Source organism: Methylobacterium sp. CM6257, from assembly GCF_054611515.1.
Window position 1 is genome coordinate 3,158,754 of the sequence record NZ_CM137735.1, and the last position, 18,920, is coordinate 3,177,673.

Annotated in this window: 14 protein-coding genes and 1 pseudogene; 7 read left to right on the forward strand and 8 right to left on the reverse strand. The window is 71.6% G+C overall.

Annotated features, from left to right (window positions below; all coding sequences use genetic code 11):
• Nucleotides 1-4: 4 nt before the first annotated feature.
• Together ACYCO6_RS15440 and msuE are read right to left on the reverse strand one after the other, a co-directional pair.
• Complete coding sequence (locus ACYCO6_RS15440; protein ID WP_459772694.1) at nucleotides 5-964, reverse strand: aliphatic sulfonate ABC transporter substrate-binding protein; 960 nt, start codon at nucleotides 962-964, stop codon at nucleotides 5-7.
• An 8-nt stretch (nucleotides 965-972) separates the two neighbouring features.
• On the reverse strand, nucleotides 973-1,554 hold the full coding sequence (msuE, locus tag ACYCO6_RS15445; RefSeq protein WP_459772696.1) for an FMN reductase: 582 nt from the start codon (nucleotides 1,552-1,554) through the stop codon (nucleotides 973-975).
• 623 nt (nucleotides 1,555-2,177) lie between these two features.
• Here msuE and ACYCO6_RS15450 point away from each other — a divergent pair.
• The 6 genes from ACYCO6_RS15450 (at nucleotide 2,178) to ACYCO6_RS15475 (ending at nucleotide 9,642) form a co-directional block, all read left to right on the forward strand.
• Nucleotides 2,178-3,113, forward strand: coding sequence for an SMP-30/gluconolactonase/LRE family protein (locus tag ACYCO6_RS15450; protein ID WP_459772697.1), 936 nt, complete (start codon nucleotides 2,178-2,180; stop codon nucleotides 3,111-3,113).
• Nucleotides 3,114-3,288: 175 nt separating this feature from the next.
• The gene (locus ACYCO6_RS15455; protein ID WP_459772699.1) at nucleotides 3,289-5,079 is read left to right on the forward strand and encodes a thiamine pyrophosphate-requiring protein; all 1,791 of its coding nucleotides are present in this window, start codon (nucleotides 3,289-3,291) and stop codon (nucleotides 5,077-5,079) included.
• Nucleotides 5,080-5,092: 13 nt separating this feature from the next.
• Nucleotides 5,093-6,187 (forward strand): enolase C-terminal domain-like protein, encoded by a 1,095-nt coding sequence (locus ACYCO6_RS15460; RefSeq protein ID WP_459772701.1) that lies wholly within the window; start codon nucleotides 5,093-5,095, stop codon nucleotides 6,185-6,187.
• The gene (locus ACYCO6_RS15465; protein WP_459772702.1) at nucleotides 6,177-7,217 is read left to right on the forward strand and encodes a hypothetical protein; all 1,041 of its coding nucleotides are present in this window, start codon (nucleotides 6,177-6,179) and stop codon (nucleotides 7,215-7,217) included. Before ACYCO6_RS15460 ends, ACYCO6_RS15465 begins: the two co-directional genes overlap by 11 nt.
• A gap of 26 nt (nucleotides 7,218-7,243) precedes the next feature.
• Nucleotides 7,244-7,906 (forward strand): gluconate 2-dehydrogenase subunit 3 family protein, encoded by a 663-nt coding sequence (locus ACYCO6_RS15470; RefSeq protein ID WP_459772703.1) that lies wholly within the window; start codon nucleotides 7,244-7,246, stop codon nucleotides 7,904-7,906.
• 11 nt (nucleotides 7,907-7,917) lie between these two features.
• Nucleotides 7,918-9,642, forward strand: coding sequence for a GMC family oxidoreductase (locus ACYCO6_RS15475; protein ID WP_459772704.1), 1,725 nt, complete (start codon nucleotides 7,918-7,920; stop codon nucleotides 9,640-9,642).
• A gap of 153 nt (nucleotides 9,643-9,795) precedes the next feature.
• On the opposite strand, the gene ACYCO6_RS15480 is transcribed toward ACYCO6_RS15475, so the two are convergent.
• The 4 genes from ACYCO6_RS15480 to ACYCO6_RS15495 form a co-directional block, all read right to left on the reverse strand.
• On the reverse strand, nucleotides 9,796-11,325 hold the full coding sequence (locus ACYCO6_RS15480) for a carbohydrate porin (protein ID WP_459772705.1): 1,530 nt from the start codon (nucleotides 11,323-11,325) through the stop codon (nucleotides 9,796-9,798).
• Between the two features lie 71 nt (nucleotides 11,326-11,396).
• Complete coding sequence (locus ACYCO6_RS15485) at nucleotides 11,397-12,323, reverse strand: Gfo/Idh/MocA family protein (protein ID WP_459772707.1); 927 nt, start codon at nucleotides 12,321-12,323, stop codon at nucleotides 11,397-11,399.
• Between the two features lies 1 nt (nucleotide 12,324).
• On the reverse strand, nucleotides 12,325-13,305 hold the full coding sequence (gene araD1 / locus ACYCO6_RS15490) for an AraD1 family protein (protein WP_459772709.1): 981 nt from the start codon (nucleotides 13,303-13,305) through the stop codon (nucleotides 12,325-12,327).
• Nucleotides 13,306-13,372: 67 nt separating this feature from the next.
• Nucleotides 13,373-14,980, reverse strand: coding sequence for an aldehyde dehydrogenase (NADP(+)) (locus ACYCO6_RS15495; RefSeq protein ID WP_459772710.1), 1,608 nt, complete (start codon nucleotides 14,978-14,980; stop codon nucleotides 13,373-13,375).
• Between the two features lie 143 nt (nucleotides 14,981-15,123).
• On the opposite strand from ACYCO6_RS15495, the gene ACYCO6_RS15500 reads away from it, so the two are divergent.
• Nucleotides 15,124-15,864, forward strand: a complete 741-nt coding sequence (locus tag ACYCO6_RS15500) for a FadR/GntR family transcriptional regulator (protein ID WP_459772712.1) — start codon at nucleotides 15,124-15,126, stop codon at nucleotides 15,862-15,864.
• Nucleotides 15,865-15,892: 28 nt separating this feature from the next.
• Here ACYCO6_RS15500 and ACYCO6_RS15505 read toward each other — a convergent pair whose 3' ends face one another.
• Together ACYCO6_RS15505 and ACYCO6_RS15510 are read right to left on the reverse strand one after the other, a co-directional pair.
• Nucleotides 15,893-17,692 (reverse strand): IlvD/Edd family dehydratase, encoded by a 1,800-nt coding sequence (locus tag ACYCO6_RS15505; protein WP_459772713.1) that lies wholly within the window; start codon nucleotides 17,690-17,692, stop codon nucleotides 15,893-15,895.
• Nucleotides 17,689-18,835, reverse strand: a pseudogene (locus ACYCO6_RS15510) (aldose epimerase family protein). The gene ACYCO6_RS15505 and the pseudogene ACYCO6_RS15510 overlap by 4 nt, the downstream one beginning before the upstream one ends.
• Between the last annotated feature and the right edge of the window lie 85 nt (nucleotides 18,836-18,920).

Sequence of the window (18,920 nt, forward strand, 5' to 3'; positions counted from 1 at the left end):
GGTCTCAGCCGTTGCGGGCGGGGGCCGTCCAGACCGCGTCGGCGATGCGGATCGGCTTCGGGATCAGCTTCAGGGCGTGGAAGCGGTCGGCGACCCGCTGCTGCTCGGCGGCGACGCGGTCGGTCATCGGGCCGATCACGTAGTCGGTCCGGTCGACCGCCCGCCGCGTCGCGGCCAGCGGCACGCCAGTGCCCTGCGACAGGAATTCGGCGACCGCGCCGCGGTTCTGGGTGCACCAGGCCGCCACCTCGGCGAGCGCGTCGATCACGGCGGTGAGCACCGGGGCGCGGGTCTCCGCGAAGGGCCGGCTCGCCAGGAAGAAGTTGTTCTGCGGGGTGATGGCGGTGGCGAGCGCCAGCACGCGCACCCCCTCCCCCTGCTCGGCGATGGCGAAATACGGGTCCCAGATCGTCCAGGCGTCGATGCTGCCCCGGGCGAAGGCGGCTGCGGCATCCGCGGGCGCCAGGGTTACCGGCTCGATGTCGGCGTAGCTCAGGCCCGCCTTCTCCAGCGCCGCGATGGTCAGGTTGTGGGCGCTCGACGCCTTGGCGAAGGCGATGCGCTTGCCCTTCAGCTCGGCGAGGCTGCGGATCCCCGAGCCCTTCGGCAGCAGGATCCCGGCGCCGGAACCGCCGGCCTCCTGGGCGGCCGCGTAGACGAGGTTGGACCGCGCCGCCTGCGCGAAGATCGGCGGGGCGTCGCCGGTCTGGCCGAGATCGATCCCGTCCAGCGACAGGGCTTCCAGCAGCGGCGGCCCGAAGGAGAACTCGGTCCAGCGCACCGTCTGGCCGAGCGGCTCCAGGCGGCGCTCGATGATCCCCTGCTGCTTGGCGACGACCAGGATGCCGTTCTTCTGGTAGCCGATCCGCACCACACCCGGCTCGGCCGCGCGGACGGGTCGGGGGGCGGCCAAGCCTGCCGGCAGCGCCGCCAGGGCGGCCAGGAGGGTGCGGCGGGGCAGCATCGCGCGACTCACTCGGCAGCCGCGAGTTCGACCGGGGCGGCCGTGGCCTGGGCCGCGCGGTGGACGAGGAGCGCCGCGAGCTGCCCGCCTGCCTCCGTGGCGCGGGCGCGCAGGCCGGCCTCGGTGAGCACGCCGTCGCGGAAATCCGCGTCGGAGGCGTAGACCGCGGTGGGGATCTGGAGCGCGCCGAAGAAGCCGAACAGCGGCCGGAAGGCGTGCTCGACCACCAGCGCGTGCCGCGCGCCGCCGCCTGTGGCCACGATGGCGACCGGCTTGCCGGCCAGCGCCCCCGGATCGACCAGATCGAACAGGTGCTTGAACAGGCCGGTATAGGCGCCCTTGTAGACCGGCGAGCCGACGACGAGCCCGTCCGCCTCCTCGATGGCCGCGAGCACGCTCCGGGCGGCCTTCGGGAGCTGATCGCGGGTCCAGGCGGAACCGAGGCCCGTGCCGGCATCGACGAAGTCCAGGATGCGCGCGTCGAGCGGGGCCTGGGCGCTGGCCTCGCGCAGCACCGCATCGACCAGGGTGCGGGTCTTGGACGGCCGCTGCACGTTCGCGCTCAGCCCGACGAGTCTCGGTCGTGTCATTCTGGGTGCCTTCGCTAGGGCAGGAGGGCGGATCGCTCCGATCGGGAGCGCGGCGGCTGTGCGACCGGACGCCCGAATTGTTTGATAGAATTGATAGTCATATCGCTGCGCGTCAATGAAACGGCGTCGCTAATTCATCGGCAGAGGAAAAACATTATCCTCGTGATGGGCCGCTTCAAGCAGGATTTCATCTCGAAGCCTTCCGGAATTGTGCCCATTGAATCGGCAAGGTCTGTCCGGGAATCTGTAGGTATAGGTATCCGATCTATCAATTTGCCGCTCATGAGCTTGAAATTCTAGGTTCCGCCGGATCGACGGAACGATATGGTCGCCCTGGTCGTCGGGTGCGGTGCGTCAAGGCGCCGGCCCGGCCGGCAGGCGATTCCGCGGGCGATGCGGGGAAGGGCGACCCGGTCCGGAGCCCGAGAACCCGCTCCGTCCGGCGCGGTTGTCTGAACGGACCGGAGGAGATCGCGCGGGCACCATCCCGGCGGGCCTGAGCGGACGGCCGGGCGGCGGCTGGCCGGCGCGACGGCTTTCCGCTTGCGGGCGATGCCCCGGACCGCAACGCCCGCGTGTCCATCGCGGATCGAGCGCGCCCGGGCAGGAGCACGATTACCCCGATGCCAGACTTGCTGCGCCCCGCCGGACCGCCCGCCTCCGTCCCGGATGTCGACCCGCCGCGGGCGCAGGATCCCCGGTTCTCCGAGGTGGTGCCGCATGCCGCCCGCCTCGTCGCGCTCTACGACCAGGCTGTGTTCTGCGAGGGGCCGACCTGGTGGCCGGCCCGCGAAATCCTGGTCTGGTCGGATGTAGAGGGGCGGCGGGTGCTCGGCTGGCATCCGGACGGCCGGGTCGAGGTGGTGATCGACGCGACGCCCTTCATCAACGGCAACACGGTCGACCGCGACGGCAACCTGGTCCATTGCGAGCACGGCAACCGCCGCCTCTCCCGCACGCGGCCGGACGGGCGCTACGAGGTGCTGGTGGAGACCTACCGGGGCGGCCGGTTCAACTCTCCCAACGACGTGGTCTGCGCCGCGGATGGCGCCCTGTGGTTCACGGATCCCGCCTACGGGCTGACGATGCCGAAGCAGGGTCGCTTGGCGCCCTCCGACCTCGGCCATCACAGCGTCTACCGCTTCGATCCGGCGAGCGGCGCCCTGGACCGCGTGGCCGAGCTCGGCCAGCCGAACGGCCTCGCCTTCGCGCCGGATGGGCGCACGCTCTACGTCACCGACACGTCGCGCACGCAGGGGGGCGACGGGCACACGATCTACGCCTTCGCGGTGGATGACGGTCAGCGACTCGGGGCCCGGCGCATCTTCGCCGAGATCGAGCCCGGCGTCCCGGACGGGCTGCGGGTCGATCGCCGCGGCTGGATCTGGACGAGTTCGGAGGCGGGCGTTCAGGTCTTCTCCGCCGAGGGGCACCGGCTCGGCCTGATCCCGACCCCGCAGGTCTGCTCGAACTGCTGCTTCGGCCCGGACGAGGCGCGCCTGTTCATCACGGCCCAGCAGCACCTCTACGCGCTCGACTTGCTCAAGACCCGAGCCTGACGTTTCCGCTCACGGAAATGTAAACATGGGTCGAAGCCTGCCAGGAACCGGGTATTCCACGACCCGTTAGCGAAGAGAAAGCTGCCGCCACCCGGAAGCGGGCGGCCGCATCACGCTCCTATCCTTGGCCGTCCCGCGCCGCGGGGCCGCTATCCGCCTGTGCGGAGGATCCTTCATGGCTGACACGGTCGGCGATTTCTTCTGGAAGCGTCTCGCTGCGTGGGGAGTGAAGACGATCTTCGGCTACCCGGGAGACGGCATCAACGGCCTGCTCGGCGCGATGCAGCGCCTCGACCTGCCCTTCGAGTTCATCCAAGTCCGCCACGAGGAGATGGCGGCCTTCATGGCCGCGGCCTACGCCAAGTTCACCGGCGAGGTCGGCGTCTGCATGGCCACCTCAGGCCCTGGCGCCACGCACCTGCTCACCGGCATGTACGACGCCCATCTCGACCACGTGCCGCTGCTCGCCATTGCGGGCCAGCAGGCCCGGAACGTCAACGGCGCGCACTACCAGCAGGAATTCGACCTCACGAGCGTCTACAAGGACGTCGCCGCCTACGTGCAGCAGGCCTCCTCGCCCGCGCAGGTCCGTCACATCGTCGATCGCGCCATGCGCATCGCCAAGGCGGAGCGGAAGGTCTCGGCGATCATCCTGCCCAACGACCTGCAGGACGTCCCCTACGAGGCGCCGGTGCGCAAGCACGGCAACACCTTCTCGGGCGTCGGCTACACCGCGCCGAAGGTCGTGCCTTTCGATGCCGACCTCAGGCGCGCCGCCGACGTGCTCAACGCCGGCGAGAAGGTCGCGATCCTCGTGGGCGCGGGCGCCCTGCACGCCACCGACGAGGTCATCGCGGTCGCCAACAAGCTGCAGGCGGGCGTCGCCAAGGCGCTGCTGGGCAAGGCCGCGCTGCCCGACGACCTGCCCTTCGTCACCGGCACGATCGGCCTGCTCGGCTCGAAGCCGTCCTCGGACATGATGGAGGAGTGCGACACCCTGCTGATGATCGGCTCCGGCTTCCCCTGGGCCGAGTTCCTGCCCAAGGAGGGCCAGGCCCGCGGCGTGCAGATCGACATCGCCCCGCAGATGCTGTCGCTGCGCTATCCCATGGAGGTGCCGCTCTGCGGCGAGTCCGCCGAGACCCTGCGCGCCCTGCTGCCGCTGCTCGACCAGAAGAAGGAGGGCGGCGCCTGGCGTACCGGGATCGAAAAGAATGTCGCCTCCTGGTGGAAGGAGGCGGAGGACCGGGCGATGGCCAAGGCCAATCCGGTCAACCCGCAGCGCGTGACCTGGGAACTCTCGCCGCGCATGCCCGAGCGGGCGATCATCACCTCGGATTCCGGCTCCTGCGCCAACTGGTACGCGCGCGACCTGAGGATGCGGCGCGGCCAGATGTGCTCGCTCTCGGGCGGGCTGGCCTCGATGGGCGCGGCGGTCCCCTACGCCATCGCCGCCAAGGTCGCCCATCCCGACCGGCCGGTGATCGCCCTCGTCGGCGACGGCGCCATGCAGATGAACAACATGGCCGAGCTGATCACCGTGGCGAAATACATGCACCGGTGGTCGAACAAGACCTGGATCTGCTGCGTCTTCAACAACGAGGACCTGAACCAGGTCACCTGGGAACAGCGGGTGATGGAGGGCAATCCGAAGTTCGAGGCGACCCAGAACATCCCGAACGTGCCCTACCACAAGTTCGCGGAGCTGATCGGCCTGAAAGGCCTCTACGTCGACGACCCGGCGAAGGTCGGCCCGGCCTGGGACGCGGCGCTGGCGAGCCCGGTTCCGGTGGTGCTGGAGGTGAAGACCGACCCGGAGGTGCCGCCGCTGCCGCCGTTCTTCACGCTCCAGCAGGTCCAGAACTTCATGTCGATGCTCGGCAAGGGCGATCCGAAGGAGGGTCATCTTCTGGCCGACACCGCCCGGCAGGTGCTCAGCTCCGTGCTGCCCGGCAGCAAGGAATAGCGGGCCTCGACCGATGCGGGACGATCCGACGATCACGTCGGTGCAGGCCCGGGCCTACACCGTGCCCACCGACGCCCCCGAGGCCGACGGCACCCTGGCCTGGGACCGGACGACGATCGTGGTCGTCCACGTCGAGGCCGGGGGCGAGACCGGGCTCGGCTACAGCTACACCGATGCCAGCGTGGCCTGTCTCGTGCGCAACACCCTGGCGGAGAGGCTCGTCGGCCTGTCCGCCCTCGACATCCCCCGGGCGCTCGCGGTGCTGCGGGGCGCCGTGCGCAATCTCGGCCGCAGCGGGCTCGCGGCGACCGCGATCTCGGCACTCGACACCGGCCTCTGGGACCTGAAGGCGCGCCTTCTCGGCCTGCCGCTGGCGGCCCTGTTCGGCCGGGCGCGGGAACGGGCCGAGATCTACGGCAGCGGCGGCTTCACGAGCTACGACGACCGGCAGCTGCGCGCGCAGCTCTCGGGCTGGGTGGAGCGGGACGGCTGCCGCGCCGTGAAGATGAAGATCGGCAGCGACCCGGAGCGGGATCCCGCCCGGATGGCGGCCGCCAGGGACGCGATCGGGACGGCCCGGCTGTTCATCGACGCCAACGGCGCCTTCACGCCGAAGAACGCCATCACCTTCGCGGAGCGCGCCGAAGCCTACGGGGTCGCGTGGTTCGAGGAACCGGTGACGAGCGACGATCCGGCCGGCCTCGCCCGGGTCCGCAGTCGCGCTCCGGCCAGCATGGAGATCGCTGCGGGCGAGTACGTCTACGACCTCGACGACCTGCACGCCCTGCTGGCGGCCGGCGCCGTGGATTGTGCCCAGGCGGACGTGACCCGCTGCGGCGGCTACAGCGGCTTCCTGGCCGCAGCGTCCCTCTGCGAGGCAGCCCATCTCGACCTGTCGGGCCATTGCGCGCCGGCGCTGCACCTGCCTGTGGCCGTGGCGGCGCCGCGCTTCCGGCACCTCGAATGGTTCCACGACCATGTCCGCATCGAGCGGATGCTGTTCGACGGCGCCCCCGAGCCGCGGGACGGCACGGTCGCCCCGGACCTGGCGCGGCCCGGGCACGGCCTCACCCTCAAGGAGCGGGAGGCGGACCGCCATGCTGTCTGATTCCGGCCCGGGCGGGCGGCGCGGGCAGCCGGTCGCGCGTCGGACCCGTCCGGCGGGACTGCGCCTCGACAGCGAGATCCATCCGGTGGCGATCCTGGCGCTCGCCGCGGCCGGTGCCGGTCTCCTCGCCTGGTTCGCGGCCGGCCGCTCGAAGCGGCTCGGCCCGGCCTCGCGGCGGTCTGGCGGTCGGGCAGGTCCGGACGAACGGGCGGTCACGGCATCGGCGGCGCAGAGGCTCAACCATGCCTCGTCGATGCTGGCGGCCTCGGTCCTGTTCGACTCCGGCCTGGAGCATTACCGCGGCCAGTTCTTCAACCGGGCCATGTACACGCCGATCCTGGTGTCGAGCGTGACGCTCGCCGTCTCGCTCCACGGGGCGGGCGACACCGACCCGGGCAGCTCGCATGTCCGCCACGCCGTCCAGGCCCTGGCCGGCGCCACCGGCCTCGGCGGCTTCGGCTTCCACCTCTACAACGTCGGCAAGCGCGAGGGCGGCTACAGCCTCCAGAACCTGTTCTACGCCGCGCCGATCGGCGCACCCTTGGCGCTGACGCTCGCCGGCATCCTCGGCGTGACCGCCGAGCGGGTGCGCGACGCCGACCCCGAGCAGCCTCGGCTCGCCGGGCTGCCGGCCGGCCGCACCCTCGCGCTCGCCACCGCCGCCATGCTGCTGGGCACGACCGCGGAAGCCGGCCTCTTGCATTTCCGCGGCGCCTTCCAGAACCCGGCCATGTTCGTGCCCGTCACCCTGCCGCCGGCCGCCGCCGCCGTGCTGGCCGCCACCGCTGCCGGCGCGCCCGGCGCACAGCGCCCGGGCGCCAAGGCGACGCTCTGGGCCGTCTCGGCGATGGGGATCCTCGGCGTCGCCTTCCACGCCTACGGCGTCGCCCGGATGATGGGGGGCTGGAGCAACTGGCGCCAGAACCTCATCGACGGTCCGCCCTTGCCGGCGCCGCCCTCGTTCGCGGGCGTCGCGCTGGGCGGCCTCGCCGCCATCGAGCTGCTCGAGCGCCACCGCTCCTCCCTCTGACCATACACCCAAGCCCCCGAGGTCCCGTGCAACCGCGCAACGATCTCTATCCCGGCTACGATGTCCTGGCGAAGCGCGACTCGCCGTCCTGGAACGCCAAGACCCGCGACGTGGTCGCCGCGCGGCTCGCGATCGGCCCCGCCAGCCGCCGCTTCTTCGATGCGGCGGAATGGGCGATCCTGGCGGCGCTCTGCGAGCGCATCGTGCCGCAGCCGGCCGACCGGGCGGACCCGATCCCCGTCCCGGCCCTGATCGACGACAAGCTGCAGAGCGGCGCGCAGGACGGCTACCGGAACGCGGCCCTGCCCGAGCAGGGCGAGGCGTGGCGGCGCGGGCTGAAGGCCCTCGATGCCGAGGCCCGGCGCGCCTTCGGCCGCGGCTTCGCGCAGCTCGGCGGCCGGGCGCAGGACGAGCTCCTCGCCTGGGCCGAGGACGGCGTGCTGAAGGATCCGGCCTGGGGCGACATGCCCTGCGACCTGTTCTTCAAGCAGCGCGTGCTGCCCGACGTGGTCAGGTCCTACTACGGCCACCCCACCGCCTGGAGCGAGATCGGCTGGGGCGGCCCGGCGAGCCCGCGCGGCTACGTGCGCATGGATTTCGACCGGCGCGATCCCTGGGAGGCTGCGGAAGCGCATCCCGGGCGCGAGGCGGAAGCCCGGGCGGAGAACCTCCGCATCGGCCGGCGCTGAGGGGCTGACGGATGCGACTGTCAGGAACCGGCAACGCCGCCGACAACCCGCAGGCGAGAGCCGCGCAGGACGACGCCCTGCACCATCCCCGCGCCGCGCACGGCCGCGCCCCGGACGTGATGCGCATCGGCGAATGGGTGCCGATGCGCCAGTTCCGCGACGACGAGGAGGTCGACTTCGTCATCGTCGGCACCGGGGCTGGCGGCGGGACGCTAGCTGCCAAGCTTGCCGAGTACGGCTTCTCGGTGGCGGCCCTCGATGCCGGGCCCTACTGGCGCCCCCTGGAGGATTTCGCCTCCGACGAGAACCACCAGTCCAAGCTCTACTGGACGGACGAGCGCATCGTCGACGGCGAGAACCCGCTGCAGATGGGCTCCAACAATTCCGGAAAAGCGGTCGGCGGCTCGACCGTGCACTTCGCCATGGTGTCGCTGCGCTTCCGGCCCGAGTGGTTCAAGGCGCGCACGCTGATGGGCTACGGCGCCGACTGGCCGCTCGATTGGCGCGAGATGTGGGACTACTACACGGAGGTCGAGCGGGCGATCGGCATCGCCGGCCCTGTGACCTATCCGTGGGGCCCGAAGCGCCCGCGCTATCCCTACCGCGCCCACGAGGTGAATGCGGCCGGCAAGGTGCTGGCGCGCGGCTGCGAGGCGATGGGCATCGCCTGGACGCCGACGCCGCTGGCCACGGTCTCGGCGCCGCGGGGCGACTCGCCGCCTTGCGTCTATCGCGGCTTCTGCGTGCTCGGCTGCTCGACCAACGCCAAGCAGAGCGTGCTGGTCACCTGGCTGCCGCGGGCGCTAAAGGCCGGTGCCGAGATCCGCGATCTCGCCATGGTCGGCCGGGTCGAGACGAAGAACGGGCGTGTCACCGGCGTCCACTACCTCCGCGAGGGCCGCTGGCGCTTCCAGCGGGCGAAGAACGTGGTGGTGGCGGGCTACGCCATTGAGACGCCGCGCCTGCTGCTGATGTCGGCCAATCCGGAATTCCCGGACGGGCTCGCCAATTCCTCGGGCCTCGTCGGCCGCTACCTCACCGTGCAGGGCAACCAAGCGGTCTGGGGCGTGATGGACGAGGAGATCCGCTCCTACAAGGGCCCGCCCTCGCTGGCGATCACCGAGCACTGGAACTACGAGGACAGGGGCAAGGACTTCCACGGCGGCTACTGCTACATGAGCCAGGGCCCCCTGCCGGCGCTCTGGGGCAACACCCAGGCCACGGCCCATGGCCTCTGGGGCGAGGCGCTCGTCTCCGAGATGCAGCGCTACAATCACGTGGCCGGGCTGAAGGTCGTCTCCGAGTACATGCCGCAGGCGCGCAACCAGGTGACGCTCTCGGACGTGGCGGACCAGTACGGGCTGCCAGTCGCCCACATCACCTATTCCTGGTGCGACAACGACAAGGCCATGAACCGGCACGCGCTGCGCTTCATGCATCAGGCGCTGGAGGCCGCCGGAGGACGCGAGATCTGGGAGCAGGAGAACGACACCTGCCACCTGAACGGCACGGCCCGCATGGGCGACGATCCGCGCACCAGCGTGGTGGACGCCGATTGCCGCGCCTGGGACATCCCGAACCTCTGGATCTGTGACGGCTCGGTCTTCCCCACGGTGGGCGGCGTGAACCCCTCGCTGACCATCCAGGCCATCGCCTGCCGTACCGCCGACCGCATCCGCGCGATGGCGCGCGACGGGACCCTGTCGAGCGCGGACCGGGCCCGGCCGCGATCCTGAAGCGTCCCGCCTGCCGGAGGGCGCAGGGGCATCCGGGCGGATATGCCCGGTCCGGAACGATGCGGCCGCGCGGATGAACGGCGCGGCCGCTCTTCACGCGCAGGCGCATCGCGGCCCGGCAGGAGGCCGGCTCCCGATGCGCCGTGCCCGGCGTCAGAGGCTGCCGGGTCCCTTGGCCAGACCGGCCAGGGTGAACAGGTCCACCGACAGCTTCGCGCCGACCACGAAGGCGTCGGCAATCGTCCGCGGCCGGAACACGAAGCGCTCCTGCGGTTGCGGGTTGATGACGTATTGCAGGTTCGGCATCAGGCGCACCGCCGGGGTGAGCTGGATGCCGTAGCTCAGCTCCAGGATGGTCTGCGTGGCGGCGATGCCGCGGTTGTCGAGGCCGAGCGAGGCGCGCGCGGCCCGGTAATGGGCGAGGCCGAGCGGCGAGAAGTGCTCCAGCGCGATGCCGAGGCCCAGCGTGTCGTAGGGACGGCCCGGGAAGGTGCCGGTGAGGACGGCGCCGCCGTTCAGGAAGTAATCCTCGTACTGGCGGCCGCCCGTCCCGGCGAGGAAGGTCCCGAACAGGGTCAGGCCCTGGACGGCGCTCGGGTCCGGACGCCACACCATCTGGTCGAACCGGGCGTAGATCGCCGACCGGCCGAACCGGGTCAGCGGGTCGAGGCCGCTGAACAGGGAGGCGCCGCCGCACACGTCCAGCACCGGATCCGTGTAGTCCGACCGGTCGATGATGGCGCCGAGGCCGTAGTTGCGCGGCAGCGGGTCGTTGCCGAAATTGGTCGCGTAGCCGACCTCCACCGGCACCACGACGCCGGTGGCGTCGCGGGTCGACCAGTCGATGCCGTTCTGGTCGTCCTGCTGATCGCGCGGATTCACCTCGTAGACGCCGGCATGCACGAACACCGTGTCGGTGACCCAGGCCTTGGCGTGGGCGCCCCAGGTGGCGATCGGCCACCAAGTGAGGTTGGTCATCTTGAACACCCCCTTCGGGGCGCCGCAGATGCCGTTGTTCTGGAAGTTGCAGTAGAACGGCGAGGCCAGGAAGTTCGGGTTGGCCAGGAGGCGGCCGACCTCGATGTCGAGGCGGTTGTCGAACAGCTTCTGCTCGTAGGACAGAGACGAGAGATGCGCGGTCTGGCCGCCGCCGTAGATCTCCTGCACGCTGGTGGTGTTGCCGATGACGTCGTTCGACAGGCTGCGCCCGTGGCGCTCGGTCACGATGGTGTGCACCGAGCCGCCGTCGATCCCGGCGAGGCGGCCGAGATCGGCGTCGAGGCCGAAGAACACCTGGCCGGCATAGTCCGAGCCCTGGCGGATCCCGCCCTTCGGGTTGGCGGCGAACTCGCCCGTGTAGTTCAGGACCATGGTGATCCCGTTCCCGAGGTCGAGGGTGCCGGGCGGCAGCCCGGGCGGCGCCGCGCTGCTGCCCTCCGCGATGCTCGAGGCCGCCGCGCTGCTGGCGCCCGCGAAGCTCCGGGCCTCACGGATGGTCCGGCGCCGGGCGCGGTTCGCGCGGTACTGTGCCTTCTGCGCGCGGCTCGCCTTCGGACCCGGCCTCTCCAGAGCCGGTGCCCCGTCGAGGGCGGGATCCGCCTGTTGCGCCTCGGCCGGGCGGAGGCCTGCCGATACCGTGGCGGCGCACAGTGCGAGCACCGCCCATCGCGTGGTCTTCCTCATCGATGACTCCCCCATAGACGCGCGGCCCTGATCGGCTCTGTCGCGTTCGTGCCCGCCGGGACCCGTGCCGGTCAGTCCGTGAAGGCCTCCACGGTCCGGCGCTCGCCGCGCAGGAAGGCGTCGGCGACAAGGGTCAGCGGATTCAGGTCGACGTCGCTGGCGCCGGAGCGGACCAGGGCGGCGAAACGGTCGTAGAGGCCGCGATACTCGGCCTCGGGCGGCAGCGGCTGGTCCCGGCCGTCGAGGGTGAGGACCGAGCCGCCCCGCGACAGAACGAGGGTGCCGTCCTCGGTCTCCACGCGGATGTCCCAGGTCTGCGGACCGGTCTGGCGCCAGTCGAACACGGCCCGGATCGGGGTGCCGGCGGCGTCCGTGAAGCTCAGCTCGGCGGCGATCGGCGCCTGCCGGTTCTCCGGCATCGACAGGGTCGCGCCGGTCAGGAAGAAGGGTGGGAGGAGGTGGGTCGCGATCGACAGGGCGTTGATTCCCGGATCGAACACGCCCATCCCACCCGCTTCCCAGATCCAGTCCTGGCCCGGATGCCAGTGCCGGACATCCTCCTTCCAGGCGATCGTCACCGCGCGGATCCGGCGGCCCGACAGCCAGCGCCGCGCGGGCTCGACGCCGGAGGCGTAGCGGGAGTGCCAGCTGGCGAAGAGGCTCACGCCCCGCGCCCGCGCCGTTTCCACGAGGAGCCCGATTTCGGCCAGCGTCGCCCCCGGGGGCTTCTCCAGGAAGACGTGAAGGCCCGCCTCGATCGCCGCCAGGGCGGCTTCGAACCGCGCCTGCGGCGGCTGGCACAGGGCCACCGCGTCGAGGGCGTGCCGGCCCGCGAGCATCTCCGCCAGGGTTCGGTAGTTCGGCACCCCGTCATACGTGCCCTGGCGGCTCGCCACCGCCGCGAGGGTGTAGTCCGGGGAGGCGCCGATCACCGGCAGATGCTGGTCGCGGGCGATCTTGCCGACGCCCACCAGCCCGATGCGGATTGGGTTCGCCATCTCACAGCACCTTCATGGTCGTCTCGGCCGCGGGGGCGACCGCCAGGGGATTGCGCAGGGGCAGCGAGGAGAGTGAGGCTTCGATCTCGAACACGTCGCCGGCCCGGGCGGTGACGCCGTCGCCGAACGACAGGGTGGCGGTCCCGAAGAAATGGACGTGCACGTCGCCGGGGCGGCGGAACGGCGCGTATTTGAAGTGGTGCCGCTCCAGGTTGGCGATCGCCTGGGACATGTTCCCCTCCCCGGAGAGGAACCGCTTCTCCCAGATCACGGCGCGATCCCGCAGGATCCGGCTGGCGCCGCGCACGTCAGACGGCAGCGCGCCGAGCCGCAATACGGGGCCGAGCGCCTCCGGGCGGAGCTTCGGATGCGCGAGCCGCAGGTGGTTGCCGCGCTCCGTCACGCGGTCGGAGAACGCGTTCGCCGGGGCGAAGCCGAGACGGACCGGAGTGCCGTCGGCATCGATCCGGTGGATTCCGGCGATCTCCTGCTCTTCGCCGCCGTCGCGGGCGAAGGCGGGCGAGACGAGCGGCTCGCCCGGGGCGACTAGGCAGGAGCCGTCGCCCTCGTAGAACCATTCGGGCTGGACGCCCGGCTCCCCCGGCGCCGGCTTGCCGCCCTCGACGCCCATCCGGAACATCCCCATCGAAGCAGTCGGCGTCGGGTCGGCCGCGCCGCCGCGGTGCATCGTGTCCCGGCCCTTCGCGGAGCCGAGGTGTGTCAGGCCAGTCCCACTCAGCAGCAGGTGCGCGGGATCCGCGTGGTCGACCGGCGGCAACGGGCGCACGGCGTCGAGATCGACGGCGCCTCCGAGCCCGGCCCGGGCCGCCGTCGTGGCTAGGTCGTCCCCGGTGGCCGGCGCTTTCCGCGCCAGGTCCAGCACGCTGCCCATGCCCGCGACGCGCCGCGCTCGCCCGTGCGTGAGCATCGCCACACCCCGCCGCCCGCCGGCGTCGCGGAATTGTAGGAGTGACTGTCCCATCTTGGTCCTCCCGGGACCGGCCTGCGTGGGGTCGGCCCGTTTGCGATGCCGGCGCGTGCCGGCACCCTCAGGGCCTGGGAGCCGGGCTGAGGGTGCCGTCAATCCTGCGGGTGAGATGCCAGGGATTGTCCGGGCGCAGCGGCGGCGGCAGGAGCGCGTCGGGCAGGTTCTGAAAGCAGACCGGGCGCAGGAAGCGCTCGATCGCCAGGGTGCCCACCGACGTCGCGCGGCTGTCCGACGTCGCCGGGAACGGCCCGCCATGCACCATCGCGGGGGCGACCTCGACGCCGGTGGGCCAGCCATTCGCCAGGATGCGGCCGGCCTTGCGGGCCAGAAGCGGGATCAGGCCTGCGGCGAGGTGCTCGTCCGCACGGTCGAGATGCAGCGTCGCGGTGAGCTGCCCTCCGAGGGATCCGATGATCCGGGCGACCTCCGCCATGTCGGCGGCCGCCACGAGGATTGCCGCGGGGCCGAACATCTCGTCGGCCAGAGCCGGGTCCGCCAGGAACCGCGCTCCCTCGGTGCGGAGCAGGGCCGCCGGCGCGCCCCCCGGCCCGGCCCCCGCGCCGCGGGCCGCCACGGTCACGCCCGGGCGGGATGCCAGCCCGGCGACCGCCTGCTCGAACCGGGCGCGGATCTCCGCGGTGAGCATGGTGTGGGGTGCGCTCTCGCGGATCGCGGCCCCGGCGGCCTCCGCGAAGGCGTCGAGGTCGGAGCCCCCGATGCCGATCAGCAGGCCGGGGTTGGTGCAGAACTGCCCCGCCCCCAGGGTCAGGGACTGGACGAAGCCGGCCGCGATGGTCGCGCCCCGCCCGCGCAGGGCCCCGGGCAGGAGCAGCACGGGATTGACCGCGCTCATCTCCGCGTAGACCGGGATCGGCTCGGGCCGGCCGGCCGCGACTCGCAGCAGCGCGAGGCCATCGCCCCGCGAACCGGTGAAGCCCACCGCCTTGATCCGCGGATCGGCGACCAGGGCCGTCCCCAGGGCGCTGGTCGGTCCCGGCAGGTAGGAGAACACGCCCGCATGCAGACCGCAGGCCGCCACCGCGCCGCGCACCGCCCGGGCCACCAACTCCCCGGTTCCCGGATGGGCCGGGTGGCCCTTGACCACCACCGGGCAGCCGGCCGCCAGGGCCGAGGCGGTGTCGCCCCCCGCCACCGAGAAGGCGAGCGGGAAATTGCTCGCCCCGAACACTGCCACTGGCCCCAGCGCCATGTGGCGCCGGCGCAGGTCCGGCCGCGGCAGCGGCTGACGCTCGGGTATGGCCGTCTCGATCGTCGCCTGGATCCACTCGCCCGCGCGGACGAGATCGGCGAACAGGCGGAGCTGACCCACCGTCCGGGCCCGCTCCCCTTCCAGACGCGCCTGCGGCAGCCCGGTCTCGGCCATCGCCCGCTCGATGAGGGGGGCGCCAAGGTCCGTCACGGCCGCGGCCACCGCTTCCAGGAAGGTCGCGCGCGTCTCGGGATCGGTCTCGGAGAAGCTCGGGAGCGCCGCCTCGGCCAGCGCGCAGGCGGCTTCAACCTCGGCCGCGCCGGCGGCCGCGAAGGCCGGTTCCAGCGCCGCCCCGGTCGCCGGATTCCGCGCCAGGAACGTTTCGGTCGGGGTGGTGTCGGCGGCCCCGACCAGGACCGTGCCCCGGACCACAGGACCCGGTGTCTTTTGTTTACTCATACAAATAAGCTAGATCCGTTCGCCCGAGGTCGCAAGCGTCCTGGCCTCCACGCCTAGAGGTGTCGGCGCTTGCGCTCCTACAACTTCCAAGTACGATCGCGACGCTCCTGCCCCCTTCCGGCGGCTCGAACCGGAGGTGATGGGTGAGGCAGGATCGCGGTCACGAGGATATCAGGCTCCCGCTTGCGTCAGGCTGGCGTCGCATCCACGGCTCGGTGGCGCGCGATCTGGGTGTGGCGATCCTGGCCGGCCGTTACGCGCCGGGGGACGTCCTGCCCGGCGAGATCGAATTCTCGGAGCAGCTCAAGGTATCGCGCACCGCCTATCGCGAGGCGATTCGCATCCTGAGCGCCAAGGGTCTGGTGGAGAGCCGTCCGCGCACCGGAACCCGCGTGAGCCAGCGCAGCCGCTGGAACCTGCTCGATCCGGATATCCTCGCCTGGGCCTTCGAGGCCGAGCCGAGCGAGGCGTTCATCCGGGACCTGTTCGAGCTGCGCATGATCGTCGAACCGGCCGCGGCGGCTTTCGCGGCCGAGCGGCGCTCGGGTCTCGACATCGCCCGGATGGGGCACGCCCTGGAGGAGATGGGCCGCCACGGCGTCGCCACGGAGGCCGGACGGGCCGCCGATCAGGCCTTCCACAACACGATCCTGGAGGCGGCTCGCAACGGGCCGCTCCTCGCCCTGTCGAGCTCGATCGCCGCCGCGGTCACTTGGACCACGATCTACAAGCACCGGCGCCAGGATAAGCCGCGCGACCCGATGCCCGATCACCGCGCGCTCTACGAGGCGATCGTGGCGGGTGATCCCGAGGCCGCCCGCACGGCGATGACCGAGCTGGTCCGCCTCGCGCTCGCCGATACCGAGCTGGCGCTGCGGCCGTGACCGCACCGCCCGCGGGCGGTGCGGCCTGTCAGTGGTTGTCGCGGGGCAGGCCGCTGGTCTGTGCGATCCGTTGGAAGCGCTCGGCGCCTTCCAGGATCGCCCCGGTGTGCATCTGCCCGACCGCAGCGCGCTGCATCGCCTGCCAGGGCGTCTGAGAGGCGGGATAGGCGTAGCCGCCAGCCTCCTCCAGGGCGCGGCGGCGCCGGGCGATCTCGTCCCCGTCGACCAGCATGTCGGCGGTGCCCCGGCGCAGGTCGATCCGCACCCGGTCGCCGGTGCGCAGCAGGGCGAGTCCGCCGCCGGTCGCCGCCTCCGGTGAGGCGTTGAGGATCGACGGTGAGGCCGAGGTGCCCGACTGGCGCCCGTCGCCGAGGCAGGGCAGCGCGTGTATGCCGGCCCGGATCAGCTGCGCGGGCGGGCGCATGTTCACCACCTCGGCGGCTCCGGGATAGCCCACCGGCCCGGCACCGCGCATCACCAGCAGGGTGTCGGCGGTGATGCCGAGGCTCGGGTCGTCGATCCGGGCGTGGTAATCCTCCGGCCCGTCGAAGACCACGACGGGGCCCTCGAAGGCGTCCGGATCCTCGGGATTCGAGAGGTAGCGGGCGCGGAACTCCGCGCCGATGACGCTGGTCTTCATCACCGCGGCCTCGAACAGGTTGCCGCGCAGGACCAGGAACCCAGCCGCCTCCTTCAGGGGCCGGTCGATGGGCCGGATCACGTCCTCGTCCTCGATCACGGCGGCGCGGCAATTCTCGCCGATGGAACGCCCGTTCACCGTGCGCGCGTTCTCGCGGATCAGCCCGCGGCTCATGAGCTGCGCCACCACGGCCGGGAGGCTGCCGGCGCGGTAGTAATCCTCGCCGAGATAGGCGCCGGCCGGCTGCAGGTTCACCAGCAGCGGCACGTCGAGCCCGTAGGTCTGCCAGTCGGCGATGTCGAGCTCGACCCCCATGTGCCGGGCGATCGCCGCGAGATGGATCGGTGCGTTGGTCGAGCCGCCGATCGCCGAATTGACCACGATGGCGTTGAGGAACGCGTCGCGGGTCAGGATGTCGGAGGGCTTCAGGTCCTCCGCCACCATCGCGACGATGCGCCTGCCGGTCTGGTAGGCGGCCTCCTGCCGGTCGCGGTAGGGCGCCGGGATCGCCGCGGAGCCCGGTAGCATCATGCCCAAAGCCTCGGCGAGCGTGTTCATCGTGGTGGCCGTGCCCATCGTGTTGCAGAAGCCGGTCGAGGGCGCCGACGAGGTCACGAGCTTGATGAAGCCGTCGTGGTCGATCTCGCCCGCCGCCAGCATCTCGCGGGCCTTCCAGACGATCGTGCCGGAGCCGGTGCGCTGGCCCTTGAACCAGCCGTTCAGCATCGGACCCACCGACAGGGCGATGGCCGGGATGTTCACGGTGGCGGCCGCCATCAGGCAGGCCGGGGTGGTCTTGTCGCAGCCCGTGGTCAGCACGACCCCGTCGAGGGGGTAGCCGTAGAGCAGCTCCACGAGGCCCAAATAGGCGAGGTTGCGGTCGAGGCCCGCGGTCGGTCGCTTGCCGGTCTCCTGGATCGGGTGGACGGGGAATTCCAGCACGATGCCGCCCGCCTCGCGGATGCCCTCGCGGATCCGCTCCGCGAGGACGAGGTGGTGGCGATTGCACGGGGACAGGTCCGAGCCGGTCTGGGCGATGCCGATGATCGGCTTGCCCGAGCGCAGCTCCTCCAGGCTGAGGCCGAAGTTCAGGTAGCGCTCCAGGTAGAGCGCCGTCATGTCGATATTGTCGGGGTTGTCGAACCAGGCGCGCGAGCGCAGGGGCCGTGCAATCGGTCGGTCGGTCATTTGTGGGTCCGGTGGGCGGGGCTGGTCGAGAAGTGGTAGGTGATCACGTTCCGGTAGATCTTGCCGGGATCCAGCCGGGCGGAGCCGAAGGCCGGCTGGTTCGGCGTGTCGGGGAAGAGCTCCGGCTCCAGGGCCAGGGCGTCCGACTGCCGGTAGGCGAGGCCGGATTTACCCACCACGGTCGCGTTGAGGAAGTTGCCGGCGTAGAACTGCACCCCCGGCTGGTTGCTCGAAACTTCCAGGACGCGGCCCGAATCCGGATCCTCGACCCGCGCCACGAGGTGCGGCTCGGCCGTGGGCGCGTCGGTCACGACCCAGTTGTGGTCGTAGCCGCGCCCGCGCACGATCTGGACGTCCCGCCCGTCGCGGATGCGGGCGCCGATCACCGCGGGCTTGCGGAAGTCGAAGGGCGTGCCCGCCACCGGCAGGTGCGCGCCGGTCGGGATCAGGGTGGCGTCGACCGGCGTGAAGCGCTCCGCCGGGATGGTCAGGGTCTGGTCCAGGATCGAGCGGCCCGAACCCTCGCCCGCGAGGTTGAAGAAGCTGTGGTTGGTCAGGTTGACGATCGTCGGCTTGTCGGTGGTGGCCTCGTAGGTGACCGTGAGCGTGTTCGTGTCGTCCAGCGTATAGGTGGCGGTCGCCGTCAGCGTGCCGGGATAGCCCTCCTCGCCGTCCGGACTGACGTAGCGCAGGGTCACCGACGGGGCCGCGCCGCCCTTGACCGCGGTGATCGTCCAGAGCCGCTTGTCGAAGCCGGCGGTGCCCCCGTGCAGGGCGTTGGGGCCGTCATTGGTGGCGAGCGTGTAGGTCTGGCCGTCGAGGACGAAGCGCCCGGCGCGGATACGGTTGGCGTAGCGCCCCACGCTCACGCCGAAATAGCTGCCCTTGCTCAGATAGGAGGCGAGGTCGCTGTAACCGAGCACCACGTCGGCCGCCTTACCGGTCCGGCACCTCAAGCGTCCGCAGCAGCGCTCCCCAGGACAGGATGCGCGCGGTGAGGCCCTTGCCGTTCGTGAGGGTCACCTCCTCGACGGTCCGTCCGTCGGGCAGGGTGCCGAACACCGTCCGGCTCGGCTCGGCCGCCCGGGCCAGAGCCGGGACTGCCGCGCAGGCGCAGAGCGCCACCGTTCCCAAACCACGCATTGGTTACCCCCTGTCGTGCCCCGTCCCGCCGATCCTGCGCCGGCTCGCGGTGAGCGGCCGCGGTTGACGTCCGCGGCTCCGATAT